Raw genomic sequence first — 25,444 nt, 5'->3', positions numbered from 1 at the left:
TTTAATCGCTTAATCGGTTAAACGTTTAGCCGATTAACCGATTAAACAAAATACAATGTCAGAAGTTTTAATAGTACCAACAATGGCCGAAATGATGACCCAAGGAAAACAACCAGAAGTGCTGTTTTGGGTGGGTTGTGCTGGAAGTTTTGATGATAGATCCAAAAAAATAACCAAGGCGTTTGTGCGAATCTTGAATCGTGCCAATGTTTCTTTCGCTGTTTTGGGAACCGAAGAAAGTTGTACCGGTGATCCTGCAAAAAGAGCAGGAAACGAGTTCTTGTTTCAGATGCAGGCCATGATGAACATCGAAGTCTTGAATGGCTATGAAGTCAAAAAAATCGTTACCGCTTGCCCGCATTGTTTCAATACCTTGAAAAACGAATATCCGGAATTGGGAGGGAAATATGAAGTTTTACATCACACCGAATTCCTGAAATCCTTGTTGGACGACGGAAGATTAACCATTGAAGGCGGACAATTTAAAGGAAAACGCATTACCTTTCATGATCCTTGTTATTTGGGAAGAGCCAATAAAGTCTATGAAGCTCCTCGCGATTTAATTCAAAAATTGGATGCCGAATTGGTCGAAATGAAACGTTCCCGTGCCAATGGATTATGTTGCGGAGCCGGTGGTGCGCAAATGTTCAAGGATGCCGAACCTGGAAACAAGGAAATCAATGTCGAAAGAACCGAAGAAGCGCTAGAAACAGCTCCAGATATTATTGCTGCAGGTTGTCCGTTTTGCAACACCATGATGACCGACGGCATCAAAAACAAAGAAAAAGAAGGCTCGGTAAAAGTGATGGACATCGCTGAACTCATTGCCAACGCACAAGATTTATAAATCAATTACGAATTGGGTTTTATAACTCATAATTCATAACTCATAATTACCATGTATATTCCTTTTGAAAATTTACCCGAAGAATCCAAAATCTGGATTTATCAATCTAATAGAAAATTTTCGGATGCAGAATTTTCCGAAATTGAAAACGACGTGAAATCTTTTCTGGAAAGTTGGGAATCACACAGTGTAAGCCTGGAATCGTCGTATCAAATGAAATACAACCGATTCATTATTATTGCCGTAAACCAGGAAGTACAAGCCGCATCAGGTTGTTCGATAGACAATTCAGTGCAATTTATCCAAAAATTGGAACAAAAATACAATGTGGATTTGTTGGATAAAATGAATGTTACTTTCAAAAATGGGGAACACATTGCGCACAAAACCTTGATTGATTTCAAAAAAATGGCCAAGGAAAAAGCCGTTACCGAAAACACCATCGTTTTTAATAATTTGGTCAATACCATCCAAGAATACAACGAATCCTGGGAAGTTCCAGCCATGGACAGCTGGCACAGTCGTTTTTTCTAATCAATTGAATCATTGGTTGGAAATAATTGTTTTCTAGTTGAAGCTTATAATTATAGTGGCATGGGAATGAAATTATTGAACTTCATATTATCAATATTTTTAATGACACTTTCGTGTTTGCCTTGCGCAGACATGGAGGATGTTGCAACTTGCAATAAAGTTACCAGCAACAAGGAATCAAGCCATACCCACAACAAGGATGCCTGTTCGCCTTTGTGTATTTGCAACTGTTGCGGTTGTCAAGGTTTCGTTTACAATACCATCCACAATTACAATTTTATTGCTGTCAAAACTCTAATTGACAAAAAAATACCCCAATACCAATCAATTCTTACTTCCAATTTTTTCGGAAGTATTTGGCAACCCCCTCAAATAATTTAAGAATTAGTAATTTAGAATAGGAATAATGTACCTATTCAAAAAAACAGTATAAGGCTATTTTATAGTTCTTGTAATTAATTGTTTATGATTAAAACTTAAATTTAAATGACAAAATATTTTTTTATTTTGACTGTTTTGATGACTATTGCATCAAACAGTCAAAACACTTTGAAGGCCGTTGTTAAAAATGGCAATACAGGCGAACTATTGGTTGGTGCAAAAGCACAAATTAGGAATACTGACAGTGAGAAAACCACTGATAAAAACGGTTTTGTAGCACTTGAAAATATTCCGAACGGCAAACAACAAATTGCTTTTAGCTGTGCAGGATACGAATCAAAAATAGAATCTTTAGACTTCCCATTATCCATTAACGACACCTTGCAAATAAGCCTTGAATCCACAGAAGGCACTGAGTTAACCGAAGTTGTCGTGCAATCTACCCGCACCAGTAGAACCATAAAAAATACACCGACACGCATTGAAATTATGGATGGAGAAGAGCTGGACGAAAAAAGCAACATGAAAGTAGCCAACGTGTCTGTGGTTCTTCAGGAAAGCACTGGAATTAATGTGCAACAAACCTCTGCTACCAGCGGGAATGCAAGCATTCGGATGCAAGGTTTAGACGGTCGATATTCGCAACTTCTTAAAGATGGGTATGCCAATTTCGGAAACTTTGCCAGTGGTCTTAGTGTTTTGGAAATCCCTCCTTTAGATTTGCAGCAGATTGAAGTAATAAAAGGACCAGTATCTACTTTGTATGGCGGTGGTGCCATTGCAGGGGTTATCGATTTTATTTCCAAAAAACCAAAAACAGAAGGAGAATATGATATAATACTCAATCAATCCAATGTGGGACAATCCAATATAGGAGCTTATGCTTCTAAAAGAAAAGGAAAGTTTGGCTATACCCTAATGGGATTGGCTAATTTCCAGCAAGCCTATGACGTTGACAAGGATGGTTTTTCTGAAATTCCAAAGGGGACTAATTTTACCGTAAATCCTCAATTGTTTTATTACCCAACCGAAAATTCCTCATTGATGATTGGAAATAGTTTTTCGAAAGGAGATCTTAGAGGTGGCGATATGCAGGTCATAAAAGGGGATTCAGACGGGATTCATACTTATTTTGAAGAAAATAATACCATAAGAAATACGACTACGGTTGAATTCGACAAAAAATTTGAAAATAAAAATAGTTTCAAATTGAAACAAAGTTTAAACCTTTTCGACCGAAAAATTAATATCCCAAATTATTTGTTCTCAGGGGTAAACACCAATACTTATACAGACGCTTCCTATGTTTGGAACAAGGAAAAATTTACTCTTTTGGGAGGGATAAATCTAATTTACGATAATTTCAAACAAAAAGATAGCGCCCTATTGGATTCAAAATCCTTCACTACGGGAGCATACATTCAGCATACTTGGGATGTTGCCGAAAATATAAAATTAGAAAGCGGCTTGCGTTTGGATAATGTACACTATTCCAACCCGAATTATTCTAAAAATCAAGCCTTTGTGTTGCCAAGAATTTCGGCATTATTCAAAATAAATCGCCAATGGAGCAGCAGGGTTACTGGCGGTTCAGGGTATAAAATCCCTTCTGTTTTCACGGAACAAACGGAAACAATGCAATACCAAAATATTTTGGCATTAAACAATGTCGTGGCTGAAAAAAGTATTGGAGGAACATTTGACGTCAATTTTAATAGACGAATAACCAATGATTTGTCGTTTAGCATGAATCACATGTTTTTTTCAACAAAGATTAATAAACCCTTGGTTTTACAAAATAATAATGCTGGGTATTTCTTTGTTAATGCTGATAATCCTGTTACTAGCAATGGTTTTGAAAGCAATCTTAAATTTATTTATGATCAAGATGTAAAACTTTTTGTGGGATATACATTCACTGATGTAAAAGCAAAATACCTTGAAGGCCACCAATTTTTACCCTTGGTGCCCAAAAACAAGTTAAATTTGATACTGATGTATGAGAAGGAAGATAATTTTAAAATTGGACTAGAAGGCTATTTCACGGATCACCAATATTTATACAATGGTTATCAAACACCGACATTCTGGAAATTTGGAGCAATGGCTCAAAAGACAATATGGGAAAACTACAATTTTTTCATAAACTTTGAAAATTTCACCGATACCAGGCAAAGTAATTACAAAAGGGTGGTTAATGGTCCAGCCAACAGTCCTACTTTTGATGAGATTTGGACCTATACAGAAGGTTTTGTATTCAATTTTGGGGTTAAAATGAAATTTTAATCGGTTGTGGGCAGGTATTGATTCTTAGGGAATGGAAAGTAATTATTTATGGAACATCAACACCAATACGATGAAAATGGCAAACATCTTTGAGAACAAATAAACAGCAAGGTTGACAAGCAAACTGGCTGTTGTTCCACTTATGATGTTGGCCATTTTAAATGCTGTCCAGATTCAGGGTATGCAGTTTTAAACAGCCAGATATATTAAAAAAAATATTTTTCAAAACCGTTTCAATTTTGCCTAAATTCGTCTCATCAAAATACTAATATGAAAATAGCAATTGTTTGTTATCCCACTTTTGGCGGTAGTGGAGTTGTCGCAACGGAACTTGGTCTTGAATTGGCTCGTCGCGGTCACGAAATCCACTTTATCACATACAGCCAACCCGTTCGTTTGGCGTTGCTTAACCCTAATGTTCATTATCACGAAGTCAATGTTCCTGAATATCCCTTGTTTCATTTTCAACCCTATGAATTGGCTTTGTCGAGTAAATTAGTCGATATGGTCAAGCTGCATAAAATAGAATTATTGCACGTTCATTATGCCATTCCTCACGCTTATGCGGGTTATATGGCCAAGCAAATGCTCAAGGACGAAGGAATAAATTTGCCCATGATAACCACCCTTCACGGAACCGACATTACTTTGGTGGGAAGCCATCCATTTTACAAATCGGCGGTAACCTTCAGCATCAACAAATCAGATTACGTGACTTCGGTTTCCCAAAGTTTGAAAGACGATACGCTGAAATTATTCAATATAAAAAACGAAATCCAGGTCATTCCAAACTTTATTGAGTTGGATAAAAACGAGGTCGAAGCCGTTACTTCTTGCCGACGTTCCGTCATGGCCCATGAAAATGAAAAGATCATTACGCATATCAGTAATTTTAGAAAAGTAAAGCGAATTCCGGATATTATTAAAATATTTTATAAAATTCAACTTGAAATTCCAGCCAAATTAATGATGGTAGGCGATGGTCCCGAAAAAGAAAAAGCGGAATATCTTTGCCAAGAATTAGGTATTCAAGACAAAGTGATTTTCTTTGGAAACAGTAACGAGATAGACAAAATATTGAGTTACACCGATTTATTCTTGCTGCCCTCCGAAACCGAAAGTTTTGGCCTTGCCGCTCTTGAAGCGATGGCCTGGAGCGTTCCCGTAATTTCCAGTAATTCAGGAGGTTTGCCCGAAGTGAATTTCGACGGAATTTCGGGGTATTTGAGTGACGTGGGCAATACGGACGAAATGGCCGAGAATGCCATAAAAATTTTAAAGGATGAAAGGGTTTTGGCGGAATTCAAAAAGAATGCCTTGTCAGTTGCCAAACAATTTGACATCAAAAATATTTTGCCTTTGTATGAAGAGTTGTATCAAAAAGCCATAAATAAATTTTCATGAAAAAAGCGCTTCTAGCCTTGCTGGCATTGATTTTGGTTTCCTGTGCTTCGTCTGTAAAACAAGCAGATAGCAAGACTTTGTTTGAAGTTTTGACCCAACAATCAGATGGTGGTGCAAACATCCGCTTTTTTGAAATTTTGTCGGAACCCAAGGAAATTGCAATGCTCCAAAATGATGAAAAACTAAAAAACAAAATACACTCGAATGATACCCAAACTTCCAATTTTGTAGTTTTGAATATGGGAGAAAAAACATCTGGAGGGTATAAAATAGGCGTCGAAAGTGTCGTTGAAACGGATAAAAACATAATTATTACCGTAAAAGAAACTGCTCCCGATACTGGCACAATGACCACGCAAGAAATTAGGACTCCCTATTGTGTGGTCAAGATAAATTCCAAAAAAGAAATTATCATAAAATAAAAAAATCCCGTTCCAATAATTTGAAACGGGATTCTTGTTGTTTTTCCGGAATCTAATTAAATTTAAATCGAACTCCCAAAGCGATATCTGAACTATAACTATTTCCATTGTAATTGTCGCCACCAATTTCAGGTCTAAAATCCAATGAAAGCAAGATTGGGGCTTCTTGGAAACTATATTCTATTCCAATATCTCCAGCAGCAAAAACAAATGTTCCGTTATCATCAAAATTGTTGTCATTCCAACTGGCTATACCTCCACCAACTCCTGCATACCAATTGAATCCTCCATCAATATTCCATACCCATTGGTATAAACCGGCAAGTTTGAATGCGTCAACATCGTTGCTGTTTCTCCAGCCCAAGTCTAATTCTAGACGATTATTTTTTGACAATCCTCTTTGATAAGAGATTTCGGCACCAAAACCATCGTTGTCTCCTAAACGTAAACCTAAAGCATTTTTTGCAATGTCTTGTGCCTGTGCGGCGAATGCTAATCCCATTAACATAATAGCCGATAAAATAATTCTTTTCATAATTGGTTTTTAATTTTTACAAAGGTGAAACTAATATTGGACGAAAAAATTATAGAATAATTGAAAAAAGTTTCATAATTGCCACATTTTTTTTCGAAAACATTGATTATCAAGTTGGTTTTAATTTGGAAAAATTTAGCCAAAAACAGAATATGCGAAATTACTTTAGTGCCAAAACGAGTCCTTGCTTAAAGCAACTTAATTTTCAAATTCCAATACAAATGGAATAGCTTTTAAAACTTTATCCTGAAATCACGGGATAAACTTTTAAACTTTAATCTAAAATAGTACTTTTGTTGAAAACTAATTATAATGGCAGGAAATAGCTACGGAACACTATTTAGAATAACCACTTTTGGAGAATCACACGGAGAAGCTTTAGGCGGCATAATTGACGGCTGTCCTTCTGGAATTGCCTTGGATATGGAAGCCATTCAGTTGGAAATGTCAAGAAGAAAACCGGGACAATCCAAAATCGTGACCCAACGAAAAGAACCGGACGACGTTCAATTTCTGTCCGGAATTTTTGAAGGCAAAACCACGGGAACTCCAATAGGTTTCATTATTCCGAATACCAATCAAAAATCAGACGATTACTCGCATATAAAAGACAATTACAGACCCAGTCATGCCGATTACGTGTATGAAAAAAAATACGGCGTTCGCGATTATCGCGGCGGTGGAAGAAGTTCTGCCCGCGAAACGGCCAGCAGGGTAGTGGCCGGTGCCATTGCCAAACAAATGTTGCCGGAAATAAAAATCAATGCTTACGTTTCTTCCGTGGGACCACTTTATTTGGAAAAACCATACCAGGATTTGGATTTTTCAAAAATAGAAAGCAACCCGGTTCGTTGTCCAGATGAAAAAATGGCTGCCGAAATGGAAGAGTATATCAAACAGATTAAAAAAGACGGAGACACCGTAGGCGGAACCGTGACTTGCGTAATCCAAAACGTGCCGATTGGTTTGGGTGAACCCGTTTTCGACAAATTGCACGCCGAATTGGGTAAAGCCATGCTTTCGATAAATGCCGTAAAAGGATTTGAATTTGGAAGCGGATTTTGTGGCTCCAAAATGAAAGGAAGCGAGCACAACGACTTATACAATCCCGACGGAACCACCAGAACGAATCTTTCCGGAGGAATCCAGGGAGGCATCAGCAACGGGATGGATATTTATTTCCGTGTGGCTTTCAAACCTGTTGCCACCATTATGCAAAAACAAGAATCATTGGACAATAAAGGAAATATTACCGAGATGACCGGAAAAGGTCGTCACGATCCCTGTGTTGTTCCCCGTGCCGTTCCCATTGTCGAAGCAATGGCGGCCATCGTTCTTGCCGATTTTTATTTGATAAACAAAACATATAAATAAGATTTAAATTGTTTTATCAAAATAATCATATTGGTTTTATGACAATATAATAATTATAAAGAGGTGAAGTAGTATTTTTATTATGCTCACCTTTTTTTTGTATCTTTTATCCAGATTTTAACGTTAAAGCTTAAAAAATGACGCCAACCGAAACACCAAAAACATCCTTATTAGGGAATCTCACTGTTCAAATTGTTATTGCAATGCTTTTAGGAGCATTCTTGGGTATTTATATTCATAATAATTACGATGTGGCTTTTGCCAAAGAATTTAGTGATAAAATCAAAATTCTGGCAACCGTTTTTATTCGTTTAGTGCAAATGATAATTGCGATATTAGTGTTTAGTACTTTAGTGCCTGGTATTGCCAAGTTGGGAGATATTAAAACCGTAGGAAGAGTAGGGGGAATGGCATTAGGTTGGTTTTTCAGTGCTTCATTTATATCACTTATGATAGGATTGTTTTGGGTTAACATCTTGCAACCTGGAGTTGGACTTAATTTATCTAATATCGATTTGTCTGCCGCTACAGAAGTGACTGCAAATACTCAAAGTTTTTCGGCCCAAAATTTTATAGAACACATTATTCCCAAAAGCATTGTTGAAGCTATGGCGAATAATGAAATCATTCAAATTGTAATTTTTTCCATCTTTTTTGGTTTAGCGGCTGCTTCTATTGGGAATTATGCAAAACCTGTCACTAATTTCATTGAAGTTTTATCTCATATTGTGCTTAAAATGGTAAATTATGTAATGAAGTTTGCTCCAATGGGGGTTTTTGGTGCGATTGCAGGTGTATTTGCGATAAAAGACCTGAATGAATTGGTCTTTACCTATATCAAATTTTTTGGATCATTTTTGGTGGGAATTGGTTCTTTATGGATTTTTTTACTAGCCGTTGGGTTTGTTTTTCTTGGTAAAAGAATGAAAACGCTATTAAATCATATCGTTGGGCCATTAATTATTGCCTTTAGCACAACCAGTAGCGAAGCAGTTTTTCCAAAACTAACGGAGGAATTAGAACGTTTTGGGATAAAAGATAAAATTGTTGCTTTTATGTTGCCTTTGGGATATTCATTCAATCTTGATGGAAGTATGATGTATATGACTTTTGCTAGTTTGTTCATTGCTCAAGCTTATGGAATACATTTGGATTTGGGTACTCAAATGACGATGCTTTTAGTCTTGATGCTTACCAGTAAAGGAATTGCAGGAGTTCCAAGAGCCAGTTTGGTAATTGTTGCGGCCACTTGCGGTATGTTTAAAATTCCAATAGAAGGAATTGCCTTGATTCTTCCAATCGACCATTTCTGTGACATGTTTAGAAGTGCGACTAATGTTTTGGGTAATGCTTTGGCAACTTCGGTTGTGGGTAAATGGGAGGCTGGTGACAAGGATTAGGTTCGGCTTTCAGGATATTTCGATTACTTTATAGTATTAAATAGTTTATATAAATATTTTCTTATGTGGTTTTATGTGTATTTAAAAATGTATATTTGAAATGAGATTAAATAAGCTATGTTTCAAATGAAAATTTTTATTTTGTTATTCCTTTTGCTGAACTCTTTCAGTAATTATTCATTTGCACAAACAAAAACACCCTCTAAAGCAGAAATCAAGAAATTGGCAAAAAAGGCGGTAGCCGACTTGAATAATGCCGATTTTGAAGAATCAATCTCAACATCAAGGCAGGTTCTGCATTATGCAACCAAAATTGGAGACAATTACCTCATAGCGGTTTCCTATAACACAATTGCCGCAAATCTTGATCAAATTTCCGAATATGACAAGGCCATTTTTTATTACAATAAAGGTTTGTCCCATGCCAACAAGACCAACAATAATTCCATAAAAAACTTTATAAACAATAATTTGGGCAATGTGTATTGCTTTGAAAAAAAACAATACACCAAAGGAATCAATTATTATAAAAAATCTCTTGAATACAGTCAAAAGGATGCCGATACCAGTCAGATTGTTTTTACAAAATTAAATATTGCCTGGGCTTATTTTGATATTGGACAATTTGAAAAAGGGTATCCCTATTTAGAATTTCTTAATAAATATAACGCAAAATTTGGAGCCGAATCCACGAATGTTATCCAAAACATGCTCAACGGAATGTATTATGGCCACAAAGGTGAAAACCCGAAAGCCGAATCTTATTTCTTGAAAGCCATAGCATTAGGGAAAAGTGGTGATCAAAAATCTGATTTGTCCTATTCCCATCAAGAGTATTCGAAATTCTTGTTAAAAAATAAGGACTATAAAAAAGCTTATGAAAATTTGGATCTCTACAATAAAATCACCGAACATTTATATAATGACGAAAAGATAAACAAGGCTGATATTGCAGGAGTACATCTTGAATTGGATGAATACAAACGGGAGGTGGATAAAATTGAAATTGAGAAAAATTTGCAAGCCCAAAGTTTAAAAAAATCCAGAATTATAGTGGTACTTTTTATCTTGGCGTTGAATGTATTGCTGTTGTTGCTTTATTCTTTGTACAAAAATTACAAGTTCAAGAAAAAAGCCAATAAAGAACTTACCCTTGCCAATCAAGAATTGCTGATTGCCAAAGAAAAGGCCGAGGAGGCCTCGTTATTGAAAACACAATTTGTTTCTACAATGAGCCATGAATTGAGAACTCCATTATATGGCGTAATCGGCATCACCAACATGCTTTTGGACGAACACAAAGAACTGGCCAACAGTCCTCATTTAAGTTCACTAAAATTTTCGGCAAGATATTTATTATCGCTAGTCAATGATATTCTTCATATTAATAAAATAGAAGAAAACAGGATTGTTTTAGAAAATCTGGCTTTCAATGTATCGGACGAGATTAACATGATTAAAAAATCGCTCTCTTTCATTGCGCAAAATAATAATGATAAAATAGCAGTAAAAGTAGACCCGAATATTCCAGAATATTTGATTGGAGATAAATTAAGACTTTCCCAAATACTAATGAATTTAGTTGGTAATGCACTAAAATTCACAAAAAATGGGAAAGTAATTATCACGGCCAATTTAGTTGAAGTTAAAAACAAATCCCATTATATCGAATTTAAAATTGAAGATAACGGAATCGGAATCGCCACTGTTGATCAAGATAAAATTTTTGAAAAATTTGTGCAAGTTGGAAGAAATGACAACGATTATCAAGGAACGGGGCTAGGATTGGCCATCGTGAAACGATTATTGACCTTGTTTAATAGTTATATTACACTTGAAAGCAAGGTGGGTGTGGGAACTACATTCAAATTCACGATAGCATTCGACCATGATCCAGTCAAAACCAAAGAAATAATCAACAATATAAAGGTTGATTTGAGTTCGAGCCAGATATTTAAAATATTGGTCGTAGAAGACAACAAGATTAACCAAACGATAACGAAAAGAATTATTGAAAAAAATAATTGTAGTTGCATTATGGTTGATGATGGATTCCAGGCTATGGAAATATTAGGCAAAGAAGTGTTTGACGTCGTTTTGATGGATATAAACATGCCCTTGATGAATGGTTTTGAAACAACCAGAAAAATTCGTCTCAAAGGAATAAAAACACCTATAATTGCGCTGACCGCTTTTGCAAAAGATGAGATAATAGAAGAAGTTATTTCTGCAGGAATGAATGACATAATGGTAAAACCTTTTGAACCATTGAAATTATTCAAGATAATAAATGATCAAATCAATAAAACAAGAAACGCTGGTTAATTCCGGTTTTTTTATGATTAAACAAAAACTAAAATAGAATTTTAAAAAAAAACCATTTGAAACTGTTTATAGGTTCAAATGGTTTTTTTAAAATCGGTTAAAAACGAAATTTTTATTTGAAGGGAATCGTCTTTGCCCTTTTTTTATTTACTTTTATGGATAACTAAAAGTTTGGCAATCTGCAAAAAGATCGGTAATTAAATTGGAATTTAACGGGACTGTCTTCTGTTCTGTTTTCCTTTTTTTTTGAAAAAATAATTAGTGGATCATCGTCAATTTCTTCTTTAATATTTTTTCTTTTCATTCCTGGAGCTGCCAATTCAACTTCAATGTTGGTATCAGTTTCTTGTAAATTTGCTGATGGTAGTTTACCGCTTGCTTCTCCAAAAACTTCATCTGTCCAATCAGATAAATCTCTTGTAATAAAATCATCAAAAAACCTGTCAACTGTTTTTCGTGACATTGACGGAAATAACCCCTTTCTTTTAATTAAAGTTTCCATAATTTTAAATGTTTTTTAATTGTTAATTTTAGTTCTACTAATTTAGTAAAAAAAGATATTTGAAAATAAAATTAACAAATTATTAACGTTTTAAATATTTGATAATTAGAAAGTTGTGTAAAAAAAAGCCTTTTTAGTTTTTTTTCTAAAAAGGCTTTTAGGTTGTGTAATCCCGAAATAATTGGGTAATTGGGGTCAGTCTTTTAACTTATTAAACTTTTATCGATACAATAAAACCATTTGAAACATTTCTTGAATCAAATGGTTATATTTTTGTCAGAAAGTATAAAAAAAAAAGAACTTTTATTTAATAGGAATGGTTTTTAGTGTCCTTTTTTTGGCACCTTCTTTTTTTCCAATGACAACGTGAAGAATACCATCTTTGTAGTTGGCTTCAATTTTGTTTTCATTGGCTGTTTCTGGTAAAGTAAAAGTCCTGCTAAAAGATTGGTAATTGAATTCTTTTCTGATGTAGTTGTCTTTTTTTCTTACCTCTTCTTTTTCTTCTTCTTTTTCTGAAGAAATCATTAATACATCATTGTCAATTTCAACTTTGAAATCTTCTCTTTTCATTCCTGGAGCTGCCAATTCCACTTCAATGTTGGTATCTGTTTCTTTTAAATTCACAGATGGTAAATTACTGCCCAATGCAGCAAAATTTTTATCTGTCCAATCAAATAAATCTCTTGTAATAAAATCATCAAAAAAGTTGTTAACTGTTTTGTTTGCCAATGTCGGAAATAATCCGGCTCTTACTAATGTTTCCATAATTTTAATGTTTTTAAATGTTTATAATTTACTTTCATAAAGTTAGCCAAAACGGCTTTATAATAAAATCAATATAACAAATAATTAACACGTAAAGCGTTGATAATAAGAAACTTATTAATAAAAAAAACACCTTTCATTATTCCTGAAAGGTGTTTTTAGTGATGCAGTCAAGTTATAGATTCCGCAATTAATACCAGCGTTTTTTATTTTGTTTTGAAGCGCTTGATTTTCTTGATTTATGCGCTCCACCACTGCGGTTTGAATTATTTGGTTTTGTAGATCCTCCTGGAGCTGTTTCCGGATTTCCGGAATGCCAAGGATAAGGATGGTCACTTACGATTTTCACGTCTACTTTAATTAGTTTCTGGATGTCTTTCCAATATTGATGTTCATCTTTGCCACAAAAAGAAATGGCAACTCCTTCATTTCCTGCACGACCAGTTCTACCAATTCGGTGAACGTAGGTTTCGGGAATATTGGGTAAATCAAAATTGATGACAAATGGCAATTGGTCAATATCGATGCCACGTGCCGCGATGTCGGTCGCTACCAAAACACCAACTTCTTTATTTTTGAAGGCGTCCAAAACGCGTTGTCTGGCATTTTGTGATTTGTCGCCGTGAATGGCTTCGGCTGGAATGTCTTTTTTGCGCAAGGCTTTTACCACATTGTCGGCTCCGTGTTTGGTTCTAGAGAAAACCAACACATCCGATAGATTTTCGTTTTTTATCAAATGGTACAAGAGGTTTCTTTTTTCGCCTTTTTCGACAAAGTAAACGCGTTGTTCCACATTTTCGGCTGTAGATGATACAGGAGAAACTTCCACTTTTGCCGGATCTTTCAAGAACATTTCGGCTAATTCTCGAATGGCAATCGGCATTGTGGCCGAAAACAACAAGGTTTGCCTGTTTTTTGGCGTAAGCTTTACTATTTTTTTGACGTCGTTTATGAACCCCATATCCAGCATTTGGTCTGCTTCGTCAAGAACCAAGGTGTGTAGGCTGTCTAAGTCGATGAATCCCTGTTTGTGCAAATCCAATAATCTTCCCGGCGTGGCCACAAGCACGTCAACTCCTTTTCGCAAGGCCTCCACTTGTGGAACTTGCGAAACTCCACCGAAAATGGTCAGTTGAACCAAGTTGGTATATTTGCCGTAAGTATCAAAACTTTGGCCAATTTGTACGGCTAATTCTCTCGTGGGAGTTACTATTAAGGCACGAATTTCTTTGGCTTTTTTGGACGAACCCACGATTCGGTGCAATTGATGTATGATTGGAATGGCAAATGCCGCCGTTTTTCCGGTACCGGTTTGTGCGCAACCTATTAAATCTCTTCCGGCCAAAACTAGCGGAATGGATTGTTCTTGAATGGGAGTGGGTTCGGTATAGCCTTCTTCAAATACGGCTTTTTGTATACTTTTTGAAAGTGATAAATCTTCGAATAACATATTTAGCGTGTTAAATATCCTGTAATAAGTACAGGTACAGTTGCGCAAAGATAGGATTAATATTTTGGATGGAAATTAGCTCACTGTTTATGCCCTCATTAAAAACGAATTTAAGCAGTGCTTTTGTGTTTTTTGAAGTAAAAAAAAAATTTTTTTTAAACGACAGGAATAATTTTTTCCAAACTGTTATTAGCTTTAATGAAATCGGTTACCAAATAGCCTATAAGTTTTCCAATTAAATGACCATTTTTTTCCTCGCCCAAATCGGGAGCTCCTTCGCAAATATGGAGATAGGCTGCTCTTTTGCTTTTTCCGAAAAAAGAAACAAACTGTCTCAATTCTTCAATCGAAAAACCGCTCAAAGTCATGGCACTACAGGGAATATTTGGAATGGCATCAAGATCGATTTCAATTCCATAACAATCTGTTTGGATGAATTCTGCCGCCTGGACGAGTTCTTGGCAAAAATCTTTTTCTTTTCTTATATTGATGGAGTCATAGGTGGCATAGCGTACACGGTCATCCGTTTTTTTGATGATGTCCAAAACACTTTTTGAAGTATAATTTTCGTGTAATCCAAAGATGAAATATTTTTTTAAAAAACCTTCTTCAAAAGCATACGAAAAAGCGTTTCCGCTGTGTCTTCCTTCGAGAATCCTGAAATCGGAATGGGCATCAAAATTGATCGCATTTACGGGTTTTCCTTTCGCTAGAGCCGTTCCTTTTATGTTACCGTAGGCATTGTTGTGGCCACCACCAATAACAATTGGTATTTTACCTGATTTTATGATGTTGAAAATGATATGGGAAACATCTTTGTCAATTTTTTCAACCAACTGGCTTAATTTGACACGATCGTCAAATTGGTTAAAATCCAAATCCTTGACATCCTCCATTTCTTGGCTCACGTTCAATTGCCCCAAAACAAGGATTTGACTGCCTTTGCAAAAGCGATTGTGTTGGATATTGGCAATACTGGCTATGGCACTTTTCCAAGCCGATGCCGCTCCAGGTCTACCATAATTTGCTCTAATGCCAATGTCTTCGGGTATTCCGAACAACACGTATTTTGCATCCGAGGTTTTTAAAAATGCTGCTGGATCCATTCCTTTAGGAATAGTCATCATCTTTTCTCCAAATTTTATTTCGCCACTCCTGTGGTTGGTTACTTTTGCAAGGTCATTGACCGTAAAAAGGATCAGTTTTTCCATAAAAAAATATAATGTTCAAATATAATATAATTGTGCGAAATTCGTTAATACGTCATATTATATTATTAAATTTGTATAAAAAAATATTTAAAAAATGGAAGAACAACAAAACAATTCAAGTTCAAGTCTAAAGGTAATCATTGCCGTTTTAGCAATCCTATTAGTAGGAAGTTTAGTTTATATTTATAAAATTACGTCCGAAGCAAAAGAAGTGCAAACTGAATTGACTAAAACTGTATCCGAGAAAGATGTGGTAATGAAAGATTTACAGGAGTTGAAAGCTACTTATGATGCAGCAATTGCCGAAAATACATCTATGTCTGATGAATTAATCAAGGAAAGAGACAAAGTAGTCAACTTAATGAATGATGTAAGTAAGTCAAAAGGCGATGTGTCGAAATACAAAGCACAATATGCCAAACTGGAAAGCAACATGAAGGCTTTAATGGCTGAAAACGAAACCTTGAAAAAACAAAATACGGTTTTAACCACTCAACGCGACAGCACTATAGTTGTTTTGGGAGAGACTAAAAAGAATGTTGAATCATTAACAGGTCAAAACGAAGAATTGTCAAAAACTGTTGAAAAAGGTTCAAAATTAACTGTTTTGAATACAAAAGGTTCCGCTTTTAAAGTAAAAAGTTCTGGAAAACAAATTGAAACGGACAAAGCAGGTAGAGCAAATACCCTTAGAATTAGCTTCACCATTGCAGAAAACCAAATCGCAAAATCTGGGAACAAAGCTTACTATGTTCAAGTAATTGACAGTAAAAATAATGTTCTTGGTGACAAACAAACGGTAAGTTTTGGAGATAAATCATTGACTTACAGTTTTATTTCCGATGTGATATATGAAAACAAAACGGTTCAAGTTTCACAAGACTTGCCAGGAAAAGATTTTGCAAAAGGAGCTTACTTCGTGAATGTTTTTGACAAGAGCGAATTGGTTTCTAAAACAAGTTTTATTTTGAAATAAAATATTTGAAATTTATGAAAAAGAGGAGCAATTTGTTCCTCTTTTTTTATGCAATAACTTTTCCTTCAATTATTACAGATTCAATTAAATTGCTGCCAAAAGAATAAGGTAATTGATAGTAGGAAGAAACGGGTTTGGTAATAATAAGATTGGCTTTTTTGCCAATGGTAATGCTTCCAAGAGTTTTCGAAATTCCCATGGCGTAAGCTCCATTTATTGTGGCGGCATTTATGGCTTCTTCGGGAGTCATTTTCATTTTGATGCAGGCTGTCGAAACCACAAAATTCATATTTCCCGACGGAGTGGAACCCGGATTGAAATCGCTGGCGACTGCCACAGGCAAACTATTTGCCATCATTTCACGTGCTGGAGCATAAGGAATTCCCAAGAAATAGGAGCAGGAAGGCAAAACAACAGGCATTGTTTCGGTGTTTTTCAAGGCTTCAATATCATCGGGTTTCATTGTTTCCAGATGGTCAACGGAAAGGGCATTGTGTTTTATTCCGGCTTGGATTCCGCCAATGGAATGGAATTGATTGACATGGATTTTTGGTTTTAGACCAAAATGGATTCCGGCTTCCATAATTTGTTCCGTTTCGGCTACGGTGAAATAACCCGTTTCACAAAAAACGTCTATAAAAGTGGCCAATTCGTTTTCGGCAATTTCGGGCAGCATTTTGTTGATGATTAAATCAATATAACCTTTTCGATTGTTTTTGTATTCCAATGGAAAAGCATGTGCGCCCAGAAAAGTGGCTTTTATGGTTACGGGATATTCTTTTGACAGTTGATTGATTACTCGAAGTATTTTCAATTCGCCATCAACGGTGAGTCCGTAACCTGATTTTATTTCGACGGCACCCGTTCCCAATCGTATTATTTCTTCGAGTCTGGCTTTGGATTGGTTATAGATTTCTTCTTCGGAAGTTTCGTTGAGTTTTAATGCCGAATTTAGAATTCCGCCCCCGCGATGGGCAATTTCCTCATAAGTGAGTCCGTTGATTCGATCGACAAATTCTTGTTCGCGATTGCCGGCATAGACAATGTGGGTGTGGCTGTCGCACCAAGAAGGCAAGACCATTTTTCCATCTGCATCGATACATTTTTCAGGATTCAAATCCTCGGGTAAATCTTCCATCGAGCCAAAATCGGCAATCAAATTATCTTCGATTACCAAATAGGCATTTTTGATGGTGGGAAGTACCGCCATTTCATCGCCGGACACCTTCAAAACCGAGGAATCCCGCACTTGAAGCAATTCCTTGATATTGATGATTAGCGTTTTCATTTTTATTAAAATTATTCTGAAACCGTTATTTCGAACATTTTGTCCCAGTTTTTTCCAGTCACAAAAATGGTTTTTGTTTTGGGGTTGTAAGCGATTCCGTTTAAGTAATCGGTTGGTTCGGCATTAATAAATTTTCGTAAACCCGACATATCCAATATTCCTTCAACAGCACCTGTCTTTGGGTCAACAACAGCAATGGCCTCTTTTTCCCAAACATTTGTATAGATTTTGCTATTTATCCATTCGAGCTCATTTATTGCTTTTATCTTTGAACTTCCGGAATAAACATTTACATAATCGATCATTTTTTGGGTTTCAGGATCCATTCTCCAAATTTTCTCGGTTTTGTCGGTTTGATAAATGTATTTGCCATCGTTGGTCATTCCCCAGCCCTCGATGTCTTTGTCGTAAGTAAAGGTTTTTTCGAGTTTCAAGGTATTGGCATTGTAGATAAAACCGGTTTTCTCTTGCCAGGTCAATTGATAAACCTTGTTGTTCATAAAGGTGATTCCTTCTCCAAAATATTTGGAATCCAAATCCACTTGCTGGTATATTTTTCCAGTTTTGTAGTCGTATTTTCTAATGTAAGATTTACCGTTTAGTCCAGTGCTTTCATACAAAGTGTCTTTGTAAAACTCCAATCCTTCGGTAAAAGAGCCAATGTCGTGGGGGTAAGTATTTACAATGGTATATTTTAGTAATTTGGGTTGAATGTTGGAAACCAGCTCAACCCTGGAGGAGGCTTGGTCACTTTCGCCATTATGGTAAACTACGGCTTTAAGGTTTTGGTACCCCAGTTTTTGATTTTTTAAGTCAAAAATCAATTTGTCGAGTCCTTTTTTGCTGCCAATTTTTGTTTCGTTCACGAAATAAACAACACTGTCCACTTCTTTTGAATTGGGGTTTAAAATTCCCAATTCGATACCGTCTTGGGGTAAATATTGTGCCTGAAATTTAGATTCGTCAAAACTAAATACACTATTGTCACTTTTTTTTGTGTCACTACAACTTGTTATTGTTATTCCTAATAAAATGATATATAGGAAGTTATATTTTTTCATAAATTAAAATTTTAATAATGCAATATACAACCTTATTTTATAGTCGCAAAGCCCTTGCAAAAATATAAAAAGAGTGTATATTTGCACCGGCAAGTCCTACACGACCAGCTCCTGCAGAATCCCCCAGGATGGGAACATAGCAAGGGTAAGCGGTTGAGCGGTGCGATGTAGGTCGCTTGCCATTTTTTTATTGCGAGGTACAAAGCAATCTTTTTAATGTTATTTATCTTCCTTAGGGAAGATTTTTTTATTTTTACCCCTATCTAAATTCAAAAAATGAGCAAAGTAGTTTTGATTACGGGAGGTTCTTCGGGAATAGGAAAATCTATTGGAGAATTTCTGCATCATAAAGGTTTCGTGGTTTATGGAACGAGTAGAAATCCAGAACAGGTCCTGAATTCAGTCTTTCCTTTGGTGGCGTTGGATGTTCGAAATACGGCTTCGATTCAATCGGCTGTAGCCAAAATTATTGCCACTTCTGGACGCTTGGATATTGTCATCAATAATGCAGGAGTGGGAATTACCGGCCCATTGGAAGAAATTCCAACCGAGGAAATCAAGAACAATTTCGAAACCAATTTCTTTGGCCCCATCGAAGTGATGAAAGCGGTTTTGCCACAAATGCGGTCGCAAAAATCGGGCTTGATCATCAATGTAACTTCCATTGCCGGTTATATGGGTTTGCCGTATCGCAGCGTATATTCGGCATCGAAAGGGGCTTTGGAATTAATTACCGAAGCGTTGCGAATGGAAGTGAAATCTTTTGGAATCCAGATCACGAATGTGGCTCCGGGCGATTTTGCCACCAATATTGCTTCTGGACGTTTTCACGCACCCTTGATCAAGGATTCGGCTTATGAAATTCCTTATGGAAATACGCTGAAAATGATGGATGAACACGTGGATAGCGGCAGTAATCCGAACGAAATGGCTGAAGCTGTGTACAGAATTATTCAAAATCCAAATCCAGGAATTCATTATAAAGTGGGGGTTTTTATGCAGAAATTCTCGATTGTCTTGAAGCGAATTTTACCTGATAAAGTCTATGAAAAAATGTTGATGAAACATTATGGATTGTAGTCGTGGTTTTTTTGAGAAGAATTGAGTAACCTGCCGGTTCGAAAAGGATGCCAAACAATTTTTTTGGCAAAATTCCAACAGATTTTTTTGGTTTACTTGAGAGTTTTCCGTTAATTTACACAATCGGTTGCGTGCATTATGCCTTTGCTATTGGTTTCGGATGGTTATAATAAATGTATCATCACTTCTTTATGGCTTCTTGTGGTAAATAATTCGCAGAATGTCCAAGGAAACGAGAGGTGAAATTAACAATATCGAAATTTTTGGTGATGGTGTAATGGTATTTCTGGAAAAAAACCGTTGCGAATTGAAAGAATTGAACAGAAACAATTCTGTTAAGTAATTATAAATTTGTAAATTGGCACCAAATTTTGCGTTTGCGTGAGGGATTACTTCACCTAATTTATATTTTCATAGGATTTCAGTAAACGCCCAATAAATAATAAAAACACAAATTAAATTAAATAAATAGAACATGAAATTTTTTATTGACACGGCTAATTTAGCCCAGATTAAGGAAGCACAAGCTTTAGGAGTATTGGATGGAGTTACTACAAATCCATCATTGATGGCGAAAGAAGGAATCACTGGTAAAAACAATATTTTGAAACATTATGTTGACATTTGCAACCTTGTGGATGGTGATGTAAGTGCAGAAGTGAATGCTTTGGATTTTGAAGGAATGGTGAGAGAGGGAGAAGAATTAGTGGAATTGCACGAGCAAATCGTGGTTAAATTGCCCATGACCAAAGAAGGTGTGATGGCTGCCAAATATTTTTCGGATAAAGGTATTAGAACTAACGTTACTTTAGTTTTCTCGGTTGGACAAGCTTTGTTGGCTGCCAAAGCTGGAGCTACTTATGTTTCTCCGTTCGTGGGTCGTTTGGACGATATTTCTACAGATGGATTGAACTTGATTCAAGAAATTAGAGAAGTGTATGATAACTACGGTTACGAAACCCAAATTCTTGCCGCTTCTGTTCGTCACACGATGCACGTTGTAAATTGTGCCAAAATTGGTGCCGATGTTATCACTGGACCACTTTCTGCCATTTACGGATTGTTGAAACACCCATTGACTGATATTGGATTGGCTCAATTCGTTGCCGATTTCGAAAAAGGAAATAAATAAATCTTCTAGACAATGAGAAAACTTGTAGTATCGATAGCATTACTACTGACCACTGTAGTTATGAATGCACAAGTGGCAAAAATAGTAACCACGGTTAACGAGGCTGGCGATGTAGGAAGTTTTGAATTGGATTGCACAAAAAAATTCCCTGTATTGGCAAAAGGGTTGAAGTACAATATCACGCGTCACGAATTTAAGGGCGTCGACCTGAAAAACACCTATCATTTGATGTTGGTTATGGATGGTTTTTATACCACTGCTTTGAATAGTAAAATGACTATTTCTGTAGTGTTTAGTGATGGTACAAAAGTGACCGAGGTAGAAACTATCGAGGATGACGGTTATTTTGATGGTGCTTGTACCTTAAAGATGGCAAGTCCTCCGGAGCTTGGATTGACTTTGGATTTAAAACAAGTCATCATAAATACAGGCACTAAAGAAGTAGTTTATACTATATTGCCACAAAAAAGCAAGGAATTTAAAACGAATTTACAGAATGTGGTTAGCGCCAAATAGTAGAAGATTTTGATCTTGTTTGGGTCAAAAATAAATAGCAAAAACCCCACAGAATATGATTTTGTGGGGTTTTTAGTTTTTGTATTCCAAAGACTTGGATTCGAAACAAACAAATTGGACTATTCTTGTTTGATAATGCAATTCTCTTGCACGATAATTTCTAACGGCATATATTGCAAGCCTTCGACCGGTTCTTTTAGTACACTCTTTTTGTATAAATGACTGATTCCCATGTAACCTTGGTCTTCCGGTTTTTGGTGAATTAAAAAATCGATGACCCCTTGATTTAAGTATTCCAGATTTTGTTGCAATAATTCATAGCCTACAACTCGAATGTCTTTCAAGTCGTTTTCTTTAATAAACTTGGCCACGACATGAACCCTTGAATTGGGTACAAAAACACAATCAATTCCAGCAAACATATCTTTTGTCAATTGGTTTTCCGTGTCGTATTTTATGCTGATTTCCGTGAAATTGAATTTTGGAAGATGCGTTTTTTCTTTGAAAAAAGAATAAAAACCCTTGATTCTTTGCAAAAAAACGTTGGTTCTTGTCGTACTTTCAATATTTCGGGTGATTTGTAGTATCAAAACATTACTCTCGGTTTTGATGCCGTAACTAAGCAGTTTTCCGCCCAAATAGCCACTTTGGTAAGAATCTTGACCAATGTAGGCAATACCTTCAACCTCCTGAAGATTGGAATCAATCAACACGATGGGAATGTTTTTTTTCTTGTATTCTATTAAAAAGGAAATGGATTCTTCGTAAAATATGGGGGCAAACAATAATCCTTCGTAGTCCAGTTCCAACAGTTTGCTTGCCGTGTTGTTGAATGAGGTTGTGTTGTAATCAAAGAAATAATAATCAATCGTGACCCCAAACTTGGCCAATTCCTCGGCTGCTTTTTTTATTCCAATCAAGGGAGCTTGCCAATATTCGATGTTTTTGTTTTTGGGTAGAAAAACGGCAAACTTAAATTTTTTGTTGAAGGCCAAATTACTGGCAAAGATGTTTTTCTTGTAGCCGTATTCTTTAATTATGGCGTTCACTTTAGCTATGTTCTCTTCAGTTACTTGGCCACGATTGTGTATGATTCGGTCTACGGTACCAACAGATACGTTGGCAATTTTTGCTATTTTCTTAATTGTTATGATGGCTATTTGTTTTTTAAATATGCTGTAAATTTATATTTTTTTATGTCAAAAAGCATAAATTTTATTTTTTTTAAATACCTTGTTTAAACTAACTTTTTTTTTATATTTGCAAGGTGCGTGTGCGAACACGAAAATTTTATTTTTATGTCTAAACGAATTGTAACTTTTGGAGAAATATTACTCAGACTTTCTCCTCCAAGCCACTTGAGACTTACTCAAGCTACCTCATTTGATTTATATTATGGCTGTGCTGAAGCCAACGTCGCCGCCTCATTGGCCAAGTTTGGACTTCCTGTCAAATTTATTACCGCTGTTCCGCAAAACGAATTGGGAGAATCTTCCCTGAGTATGTTGCGTTCTTTTGGAGTAGATCCAGTTGCCCTGATTCAAGGCAAAAGACTTGGAATATATTATTTTGAACAAGGTGCGTCAGAAAGACCTGGAAAAGTCGTTTATGATAGAGAGGATTCTTCGTTTTCTACCTTGAAAAAAGGAATGATAGATTGGGAAGCTATTTTCAAGGATGCCGATTGGTTTCATTGGTCGGGAATAACACCATCTCTTTCGCTTGATTTGGCCGTAATATGTGAAGAAGCTTTATTGGTTGCCTCTAAAATGGGGTTGACGATATCTGCCGATTTGAATTACAGGCCTACTTTGTGGAAATATGGTAAAAAAGCTAGCGAAATAATGCCTAATTTGGTCAAACATTGTGACTTGTTATTGGGTGGTATTGGCGAATCCGAAATTGTGTTGGGAATTGAAGTCAATGAGAATGATAAAGAAGACGTGGTTTTTGCCAAATGGATGACAGCATTTCCAAAATTGAAGACCGTGGTTTCCACTCATAGAATGCATGCCAACGCTTCTTCTAACGGTATAAGTGCTTCTTTGTGGAATGGCAAAGAATTATTGCAATCCCAAAAATACAACATTTCACATATTATAGACCGCATTGGTGCCGGCGACGCTTTTATGTCGGGTATCATATACGGTTTGATTACTTGGCCGGAAGATTATCAAATGGCGCTTGAGTTTGCAGTGGCAGCCACTTGTTTGAAACATTCCATTTCGGGAGACATCAATTTGGCCACCGTAAATGAAATAAAAGCACTCATGGGAGGTTCCGGAGGAGGAAGAGTCTCCAGATAATTTTTAAATAAATAAACTAAATATAAATATTAAATAACAATTAAAAAATGGGAAAAAGAGTAGTAACATTCGGTGAGATAATGTTAAGATTGGCACCACAAGGATTTTTAAGATTTTCACAAGCAGACAATTTTGATGTTGTATATGGTGGTGGAGAATCTAACGTAGCTGTTTCATTGGCAAACTATGGTATTCCAGTTGATTTCGTAACACGTTTGCCAAAAAATGATATTGGAGAATGCGCCATGATGGAAATGCGTAAAAGAGGAGTTGGTGTAGATAATATTGTTTGGGGTGGAGAGCGTCTAGGAATTTATTTCCTTGAAACTGGAGCTGTAAGCAGAGGAAGTAAAGTGGTTTATGATAGAGCACACTCTTCTATGTCTGATATCCAACCAGGAATGATCAACTGGGAAAAAGTTTTTGAAGGTGTTGAGTGGTTTCACTGGACTGGTATTACACCGGCAATTTCTCAAAGTTCTGCAGATGCTTGTCTAGAAGCTGTTAAAGTGGCCAGCAAATTAGGTGTTACTATTTCAACCGATTTGAATTACCGTGCTAAACTATGGAAATATGGTGGAGACCGTGAGGCTATCATGACCGAATTGACATCTTATTGCGACGTGATTTTAGGAAACGAAGAAGATGCTGAAATGCACTTTGGTATCAAACCAGCTGGAGCAGCCGTTCAAACACACGGACATGATGTAAAAGCTGAAGCTTTCTTGTCAGTTTGTCAACAAATGATGGAAAAATTCCCAAGAGCCAAAAAAGTAATCACTACTTTAAGAGGTTCTATTTCTGCATCCCACAACACTTGGGCTGGAGTTTTATACGATGGAAAACAAATGTTGCAAACGCGTCAATACCAAATCACGGATATCGTTGATAGAGTAGGTGGTGGAGATTCATTTATGGGAGGTTTAATCTACGGATTGTTGACTTATCCAGAGGATGACCAAAACGCATTGGATTTTGCTGTTGCAGCATCTTGCTTGAAACACACTATCAAAGGTGATGCCAACTTGGTAACTGTTGACGAAGTATCAAAACTTATGGGTGGTGATGCTTCTGGTAGAGTTGCTAGATAATCAGGAATCATGATAATAGATACACTAAATAACGCATCAAAATACACTGGCTTGAACCCTTTATTTGCAAAAGCATTCGATTTTATAAATCAAAATGACATTGCAACTTTAGAAAACGGAGTGATTCAAATCGAAGACGGCCTGAAAGTTATTGTAAGCACTGCAAACGGAAAAACTGCCGAAGCAAGTTTGGCCAAGTTTGAATGTCATGACAAAAACATAGATATTCAAGTTTGTGTAAAAGGATTGGAAACCATAGCCTGGAAACCAAGAGAAAAATGTGTAACCCCAAATGGAGATTATAATCCAGAAAAGGATGTGCGTTTTTTCAATGATGCTCCCGACATGTATTTTCAATTAACCGATGGACAATTTGGAATATTTTATCCAGAGGATGTTCATGCTCCAATGATCGGAGAAGGAGAAATCAAAAAATTGGTATTTAAAGTTAAAATCGGTTAATAAAACACCAAATTTAAGGTATATTTGGGCGTGCCCCTCCGTAAAAACTACGGGTCGGGCTGTACGTTCCCGCTTTTTTTAATTTGGCGAAAA

At 36.2% G+C, this 25,444-nt stretch carries 25 protein-coding genes and 1 other RNA gene; 18 read left to right on the top strand and 8 right to left on the bottom strand.

The genetic code is table 11. From position 1 onward, the window contains the following. Positions 1–55 precede the first annotated feature (55 nt). The 6 genes from OZP13_RS08750 to OZP13_RS08725 all read left to right on the top strand — a co-directional run bounded on the left by OZP13_RS08750 (position 56) and on the right by OZP13_RS08725 (position 5,874). Complete coding sequence (locus OZP13_RS08750; protein ID WP_281299368.1) at positions 56–847, top strand: (Fe-S)-binding protein; 792 nt, start codon at positions 56–58, stop codon at positions 845–847. Positions 848–898: 51 nt separating this feature from the next. Beyond that, entirely contained in the window at positions 899–1,381 is a 483-nt protein-coding gene (locus OZP13_RS08745) for an ABC transporter ATPase (protein WP_281299367.1), read from the top strand. A gap of 102 nt (positions 1,382–1,483) precedes the next feature. Continuing rightward, positions 1,484–1,762 (top strand): hypothetical protein, encoded by a 279-nt coding sequence (locus OZP13_RS08740; protein WP_281299366.1) that lies wholly within the window; start codon positions 1,484–1,486, stop codon positions 1,760–1,762. A gap of 105 nt (positions 1,763–1,867) precedes the next feature. Further along, a complete protein-coding gene (locus tag OZP13_RS08735; protein WP_281299365.1) occupies positions 1,868–4,048 on the top strand; it encodes a TonB-dependent receptor in 2,181 nt (726 codons plus the stop codon). Between the two features lie 270 nt (positions 4,049–4,318). Next, complete coding sequence (bshA, locus tag OZP13_RS08730) at positions 4,319–5,452, top strand: N-acetyl-alpha-D-glucosaminyl L-malate synthase BshA (RefSeq protein ID WP_281299364.1); 1,134 nt, start codon at positions 4,319–4,321, stop codon at positions 5,450–5,452. Next, positions 5,449–5,874 carry a protease complex subunit PrcB family protein gene (locus OZP13_RS08725; protein WP_281299363.1) on the top strand — a complete coding sequence of 142 codons (426 nt, stop codon included), beginning with the start codon at positions 5,449–5,451 and terminating at the stop codon, positions 5,872–5,874. The genes bshA and OZP13_RS08725 overlap by 4 nt, the downstream gene beginning before the upstream one ends. A gap of 52 nt (positions 5,875–5,926) precedes the next feature. On the opposite strand, the gene OZP13_RS08720 is transcribed toward OZP13_RS08725, so the two are convergent. Further along, complete coding sequence (locus OZP13_RS08720) at positions 5,927–6,409, bottom strand: hypothetical protein (protein WP_269243539.1); 483 nt, start codon at positions 6,407–6,409, stop codon at positions 5,927–5,929. Positions 6,410–6,721: 312 nt separating this feature from the next. On the opposite strand from OZP13_RS08720, the gene aroC reads away from it, so the two are divergent. From aroC to OZP13_RS08705, 3 genes are all read left to right on the top strand, one after another. Beyond that, positions 6,722–7,783: a chorismate synthase gene (gene aroC / locus OZP13_RS08715; protein WP_281299362.1), complete on the top strand. Its 1,062-nt coding sequence runs from the start codon at positions 6,722–6,724 to the stop codon at positions 7,781–7,783. A 137-nt stretch (positions 7,784–7,920) separates the two neighbouring features. Continuing rightward, complete coding sequence (locus OZP13_RS08710; protein ID WP_281299361.1) at positions 7,921–9,183, top strand: dicarboxylate/amino acid:cation symporter; 1,263 nt, start codon at positions 7,921–7,923, stop codon at positions 9,181–9,183. A gap of 126 nt (positions 9,184–9,309) precedes the next feature. Further along, complete coding sequence (locus OZP13_RS08705) at positions 9,310–11,508, top strand: tetratricopeptide repeat-containing hybrid sensor histidine kinase/response regulator (protein WP_281299360.1); 2,199 nt, start codon at positions 9,310–9,312, stop codon at positions 11,506–11,508. A gap of 163 nt (positions 11,509–11,671) precedes the next feature. On the opposite strand, the gene OZP13_RS08700 is transcribed toward OZP13_RS08705, so the two are convergent. From OZP13_RS08700 to OZP13_RS08685, 4 genes are all read right to left on the bottom strand, one after another. Continuing rightward, a complete protein-coding gene (locus OZP13_RS08700; RefSeq protein WP_281299359.1) occupies positions 11,672–12,010 on the bottom strand; it encodes an Hsp20/alpha crystallin family protein in 339 nt (112 codons plus the stop codon). Between the two features lie 303 nt (positions 12,011–12,313). Continuing rightward, positions 12,314–12,778, bottom strand: a complete 465-nt coding sequence (locus OZP13_RS08695; protein WP_269243535.1) for an Hsp20/alpha crystallin family protein — start codon at positions 12,776–12,778, stop codon at positions 12,314–12,316. 190 nt (positions 12,779–12,968) lie between these two features. Then, on the bottom strand, positions 12,969–14,228 hold the full coding sequence (locus tag OZP13_RS08690) for a DEAD/DEAH box helicase (protein ID WP_281299358.1): 1,260 nt from the start codon (positions 14,226–14,228) through the stop codon (positions 12,969–12,971). A 155-nt stretch (positions 14,229–14,383) separates the two neighbouring features. Further along, positions 14,384–15,439, bottom strand: a complete 1,056-nt coding sequence (locus OZP13_RS08685) for a formimidoylglutamase (RefSeq protein ID WP_281299357.1) — start codon at positions 15,437–15,439, stop codon at positions 14,384–14,386. 94 nt (positions 15,440–15,533) lie between these two features. Between OZP13_RS08685 and OZP13_RS08680 the strand changes: the two genes are divergently transcribed. Further along, complete coding sequence (locus tag OZP13_RS08680; RefSeq protein WP_269243534.1) at positions 15,534–16,415, top strand: DUF8428 domain-containing protein; 882 nt, start codon at positions 15,534–15,536, stop codon at positions 16,413–16,415. 46 nt (positions 16,416–16,461) lie between these two features. Here OZP13_RS08680 and hutI read toward each other — a convergent pair whose 3' ends face one another. Both hutI and OZP13_RS08670 read right to left on the bottom strand, forming a co-directional pair. After that, entirely contained in the window at positions 16,462–17,703 is a 1,242-nt protein-coding gene (gene hutI / locus OZP13_RS08675) for an imidazolonepropionase (RefSeq protein WP_281299356.1), read from the bottom strand. Between the two features lie 11 nt (positions 17,704–17,714). Next, positions 17,715–18,764 carry a glutaminyl-peptide cyclotransferase gene (locus tag OZP13_RS08670; protein WP_269243533.1) on the bottom strand — a complete coding sequence of 350 codons (1,050 nt, stop codon included), beginning with the start codon at positions 18,762–18,764 and terminating at the stop codon, positions 17,715–17,717. Between the two features lie 87 nt (positions 18,765–18,851). Between OZP13_RS08670 and ffs the strand changes: the two genes are divergently transcribed. From ffs to OZP13_RS08645, 5 genes are all read left to right on the top strand, one after another. After that, positions 18,852–18,949: signal recognition particle sRNA small type (gene ffs / locus OZP13_RS08665), an RNA gene on the top strand. A 91-nt stretch (positions 18,950–19,040) separates the two neighbouring features. After that, positions 19,041–19,844 carry an SDR family oxidoreductase gene (locus tag OZP13_RS08660; RefSeq protein WP_281299355.1) on the top strand — a complete coding sequence of 268 codons (804 nt, stop codon included), beginning with the start codon at positions 19,041–19,043 and terminating at the stop codon, positions 19,842–19,844. 220 nt (positions 19,845–20,064) lie between these two features. Continuing rightward, on the top strand, positions 20,065–20,187 hold the full coding sequence (locus OZP13_RS08655; protein ID WP_281299354.1) for a hypothetical protein: 123 nt from the start codon (positions 20,065–20,067) through the stop codon (positions 20,185–20,187). Positions 20,188–20,319: 132 nt separating this feature from the next. Continuing rightward, positions 20,320–20,976: a fructose-6-phosphate aldolase gene (gene fsa / locus OZP13_RS08650; protein ID WP_269243532.1), complete on the top strand. Its 657-nt coding sequence runs from the start codon at positions 20,320–20,322 to the stop codon at positions 20,974–20,976. A gap of 12 nt (positions 20,977–20,988) precedes the next feature. Next, the gene (locus OZP13_RS08645) at positions 20,989–21,492 is read left to right on the top strand and encodes a hypothetical protein (protein ID WP_269243531.1); all 504 of its coding nucleotides are present in this window, start codon (positions 20,989–20,991) and stop codon (positions 21,490–21,492) included. A gap of 119 nt (positions 21,493–21,611) precedes the next feature. Here the strand turns inward: OZP13_RS08645 and OZP13_RS08640 are convergent, their stop codons facing one another. Beyond that, positions 21,612–22,583 (bottom strand): sugar ABC transporter substrate-binding protein, encoded by a 972-nt coding sequence (locus tag OZP13_RS08640; protein WP_281299439.1) that lies wholly within the window; start codon positions 22,581–22,583, stop codon positions 21,612–21,614. Positions 22,584–22,790: 207 nt separating this feature from the next. On the opposite strand from OZP13_RS08640, the gene OZP13_RS08635 reads away from it, so the two are divergent. The 3 genes from OZP13_RS08635 to OZP13_RS08625 are packed head-to-tail and all read left to right on the top strand — an operon-like array spanning position 22,791 to position 25,351. Continuing rightward, positions 22,791–23,798 (top strand): sugar kinase, encoded by a 1,008-nt coding sequence (locus OZP13_RS08635; RefSeq protein ID WP_269243528.1) that lies wholly within the window; start codon positions 22,791–22,793, stop codon positions 23,796–23,798. 47 nt (positions 23,799–23,845) lie between these two features. Further along, complete coding sequence (locus OZP13_RS08630; RefSeq protein ID WP_281299353.1) at positions 23,846–24,889, top strand: sugar kinase; 1,044 nt, start codon at positions 23,846–23,848, stop codon at positions 24,887–24,889. Positions 24,890–24,898: 9 nt separating this feature from the next. Continuing rightward, positions 24,899–25,351, top strand: coding sequence for a NanQ anomerase/TabA/YiaL family protein (locus OZP13_RS08625; protein ID WP_281299352.1), 453 nt, complete (start codon positions 24,899–24,901; stop codon positions 25,349–25,351). Positions 25,352–25,444 lie beyond the last annotated feature (93 nt).

It is taken from the genome of Flavobacterium limnophilum, from assembly GCF_027111315.2.
Classification (GTDB): domain Bacteria; phylum Bacteroidota; class Bacteroidia; order Flavobacteriales; family Flavobacteriaceae; genus Flavobacterium; species Flavobacterium limnophilum.
Note: the sequence above shows the minus strand (reverse complement) of the source record. Positions and strands in the feature narration are given on the sequence as shown.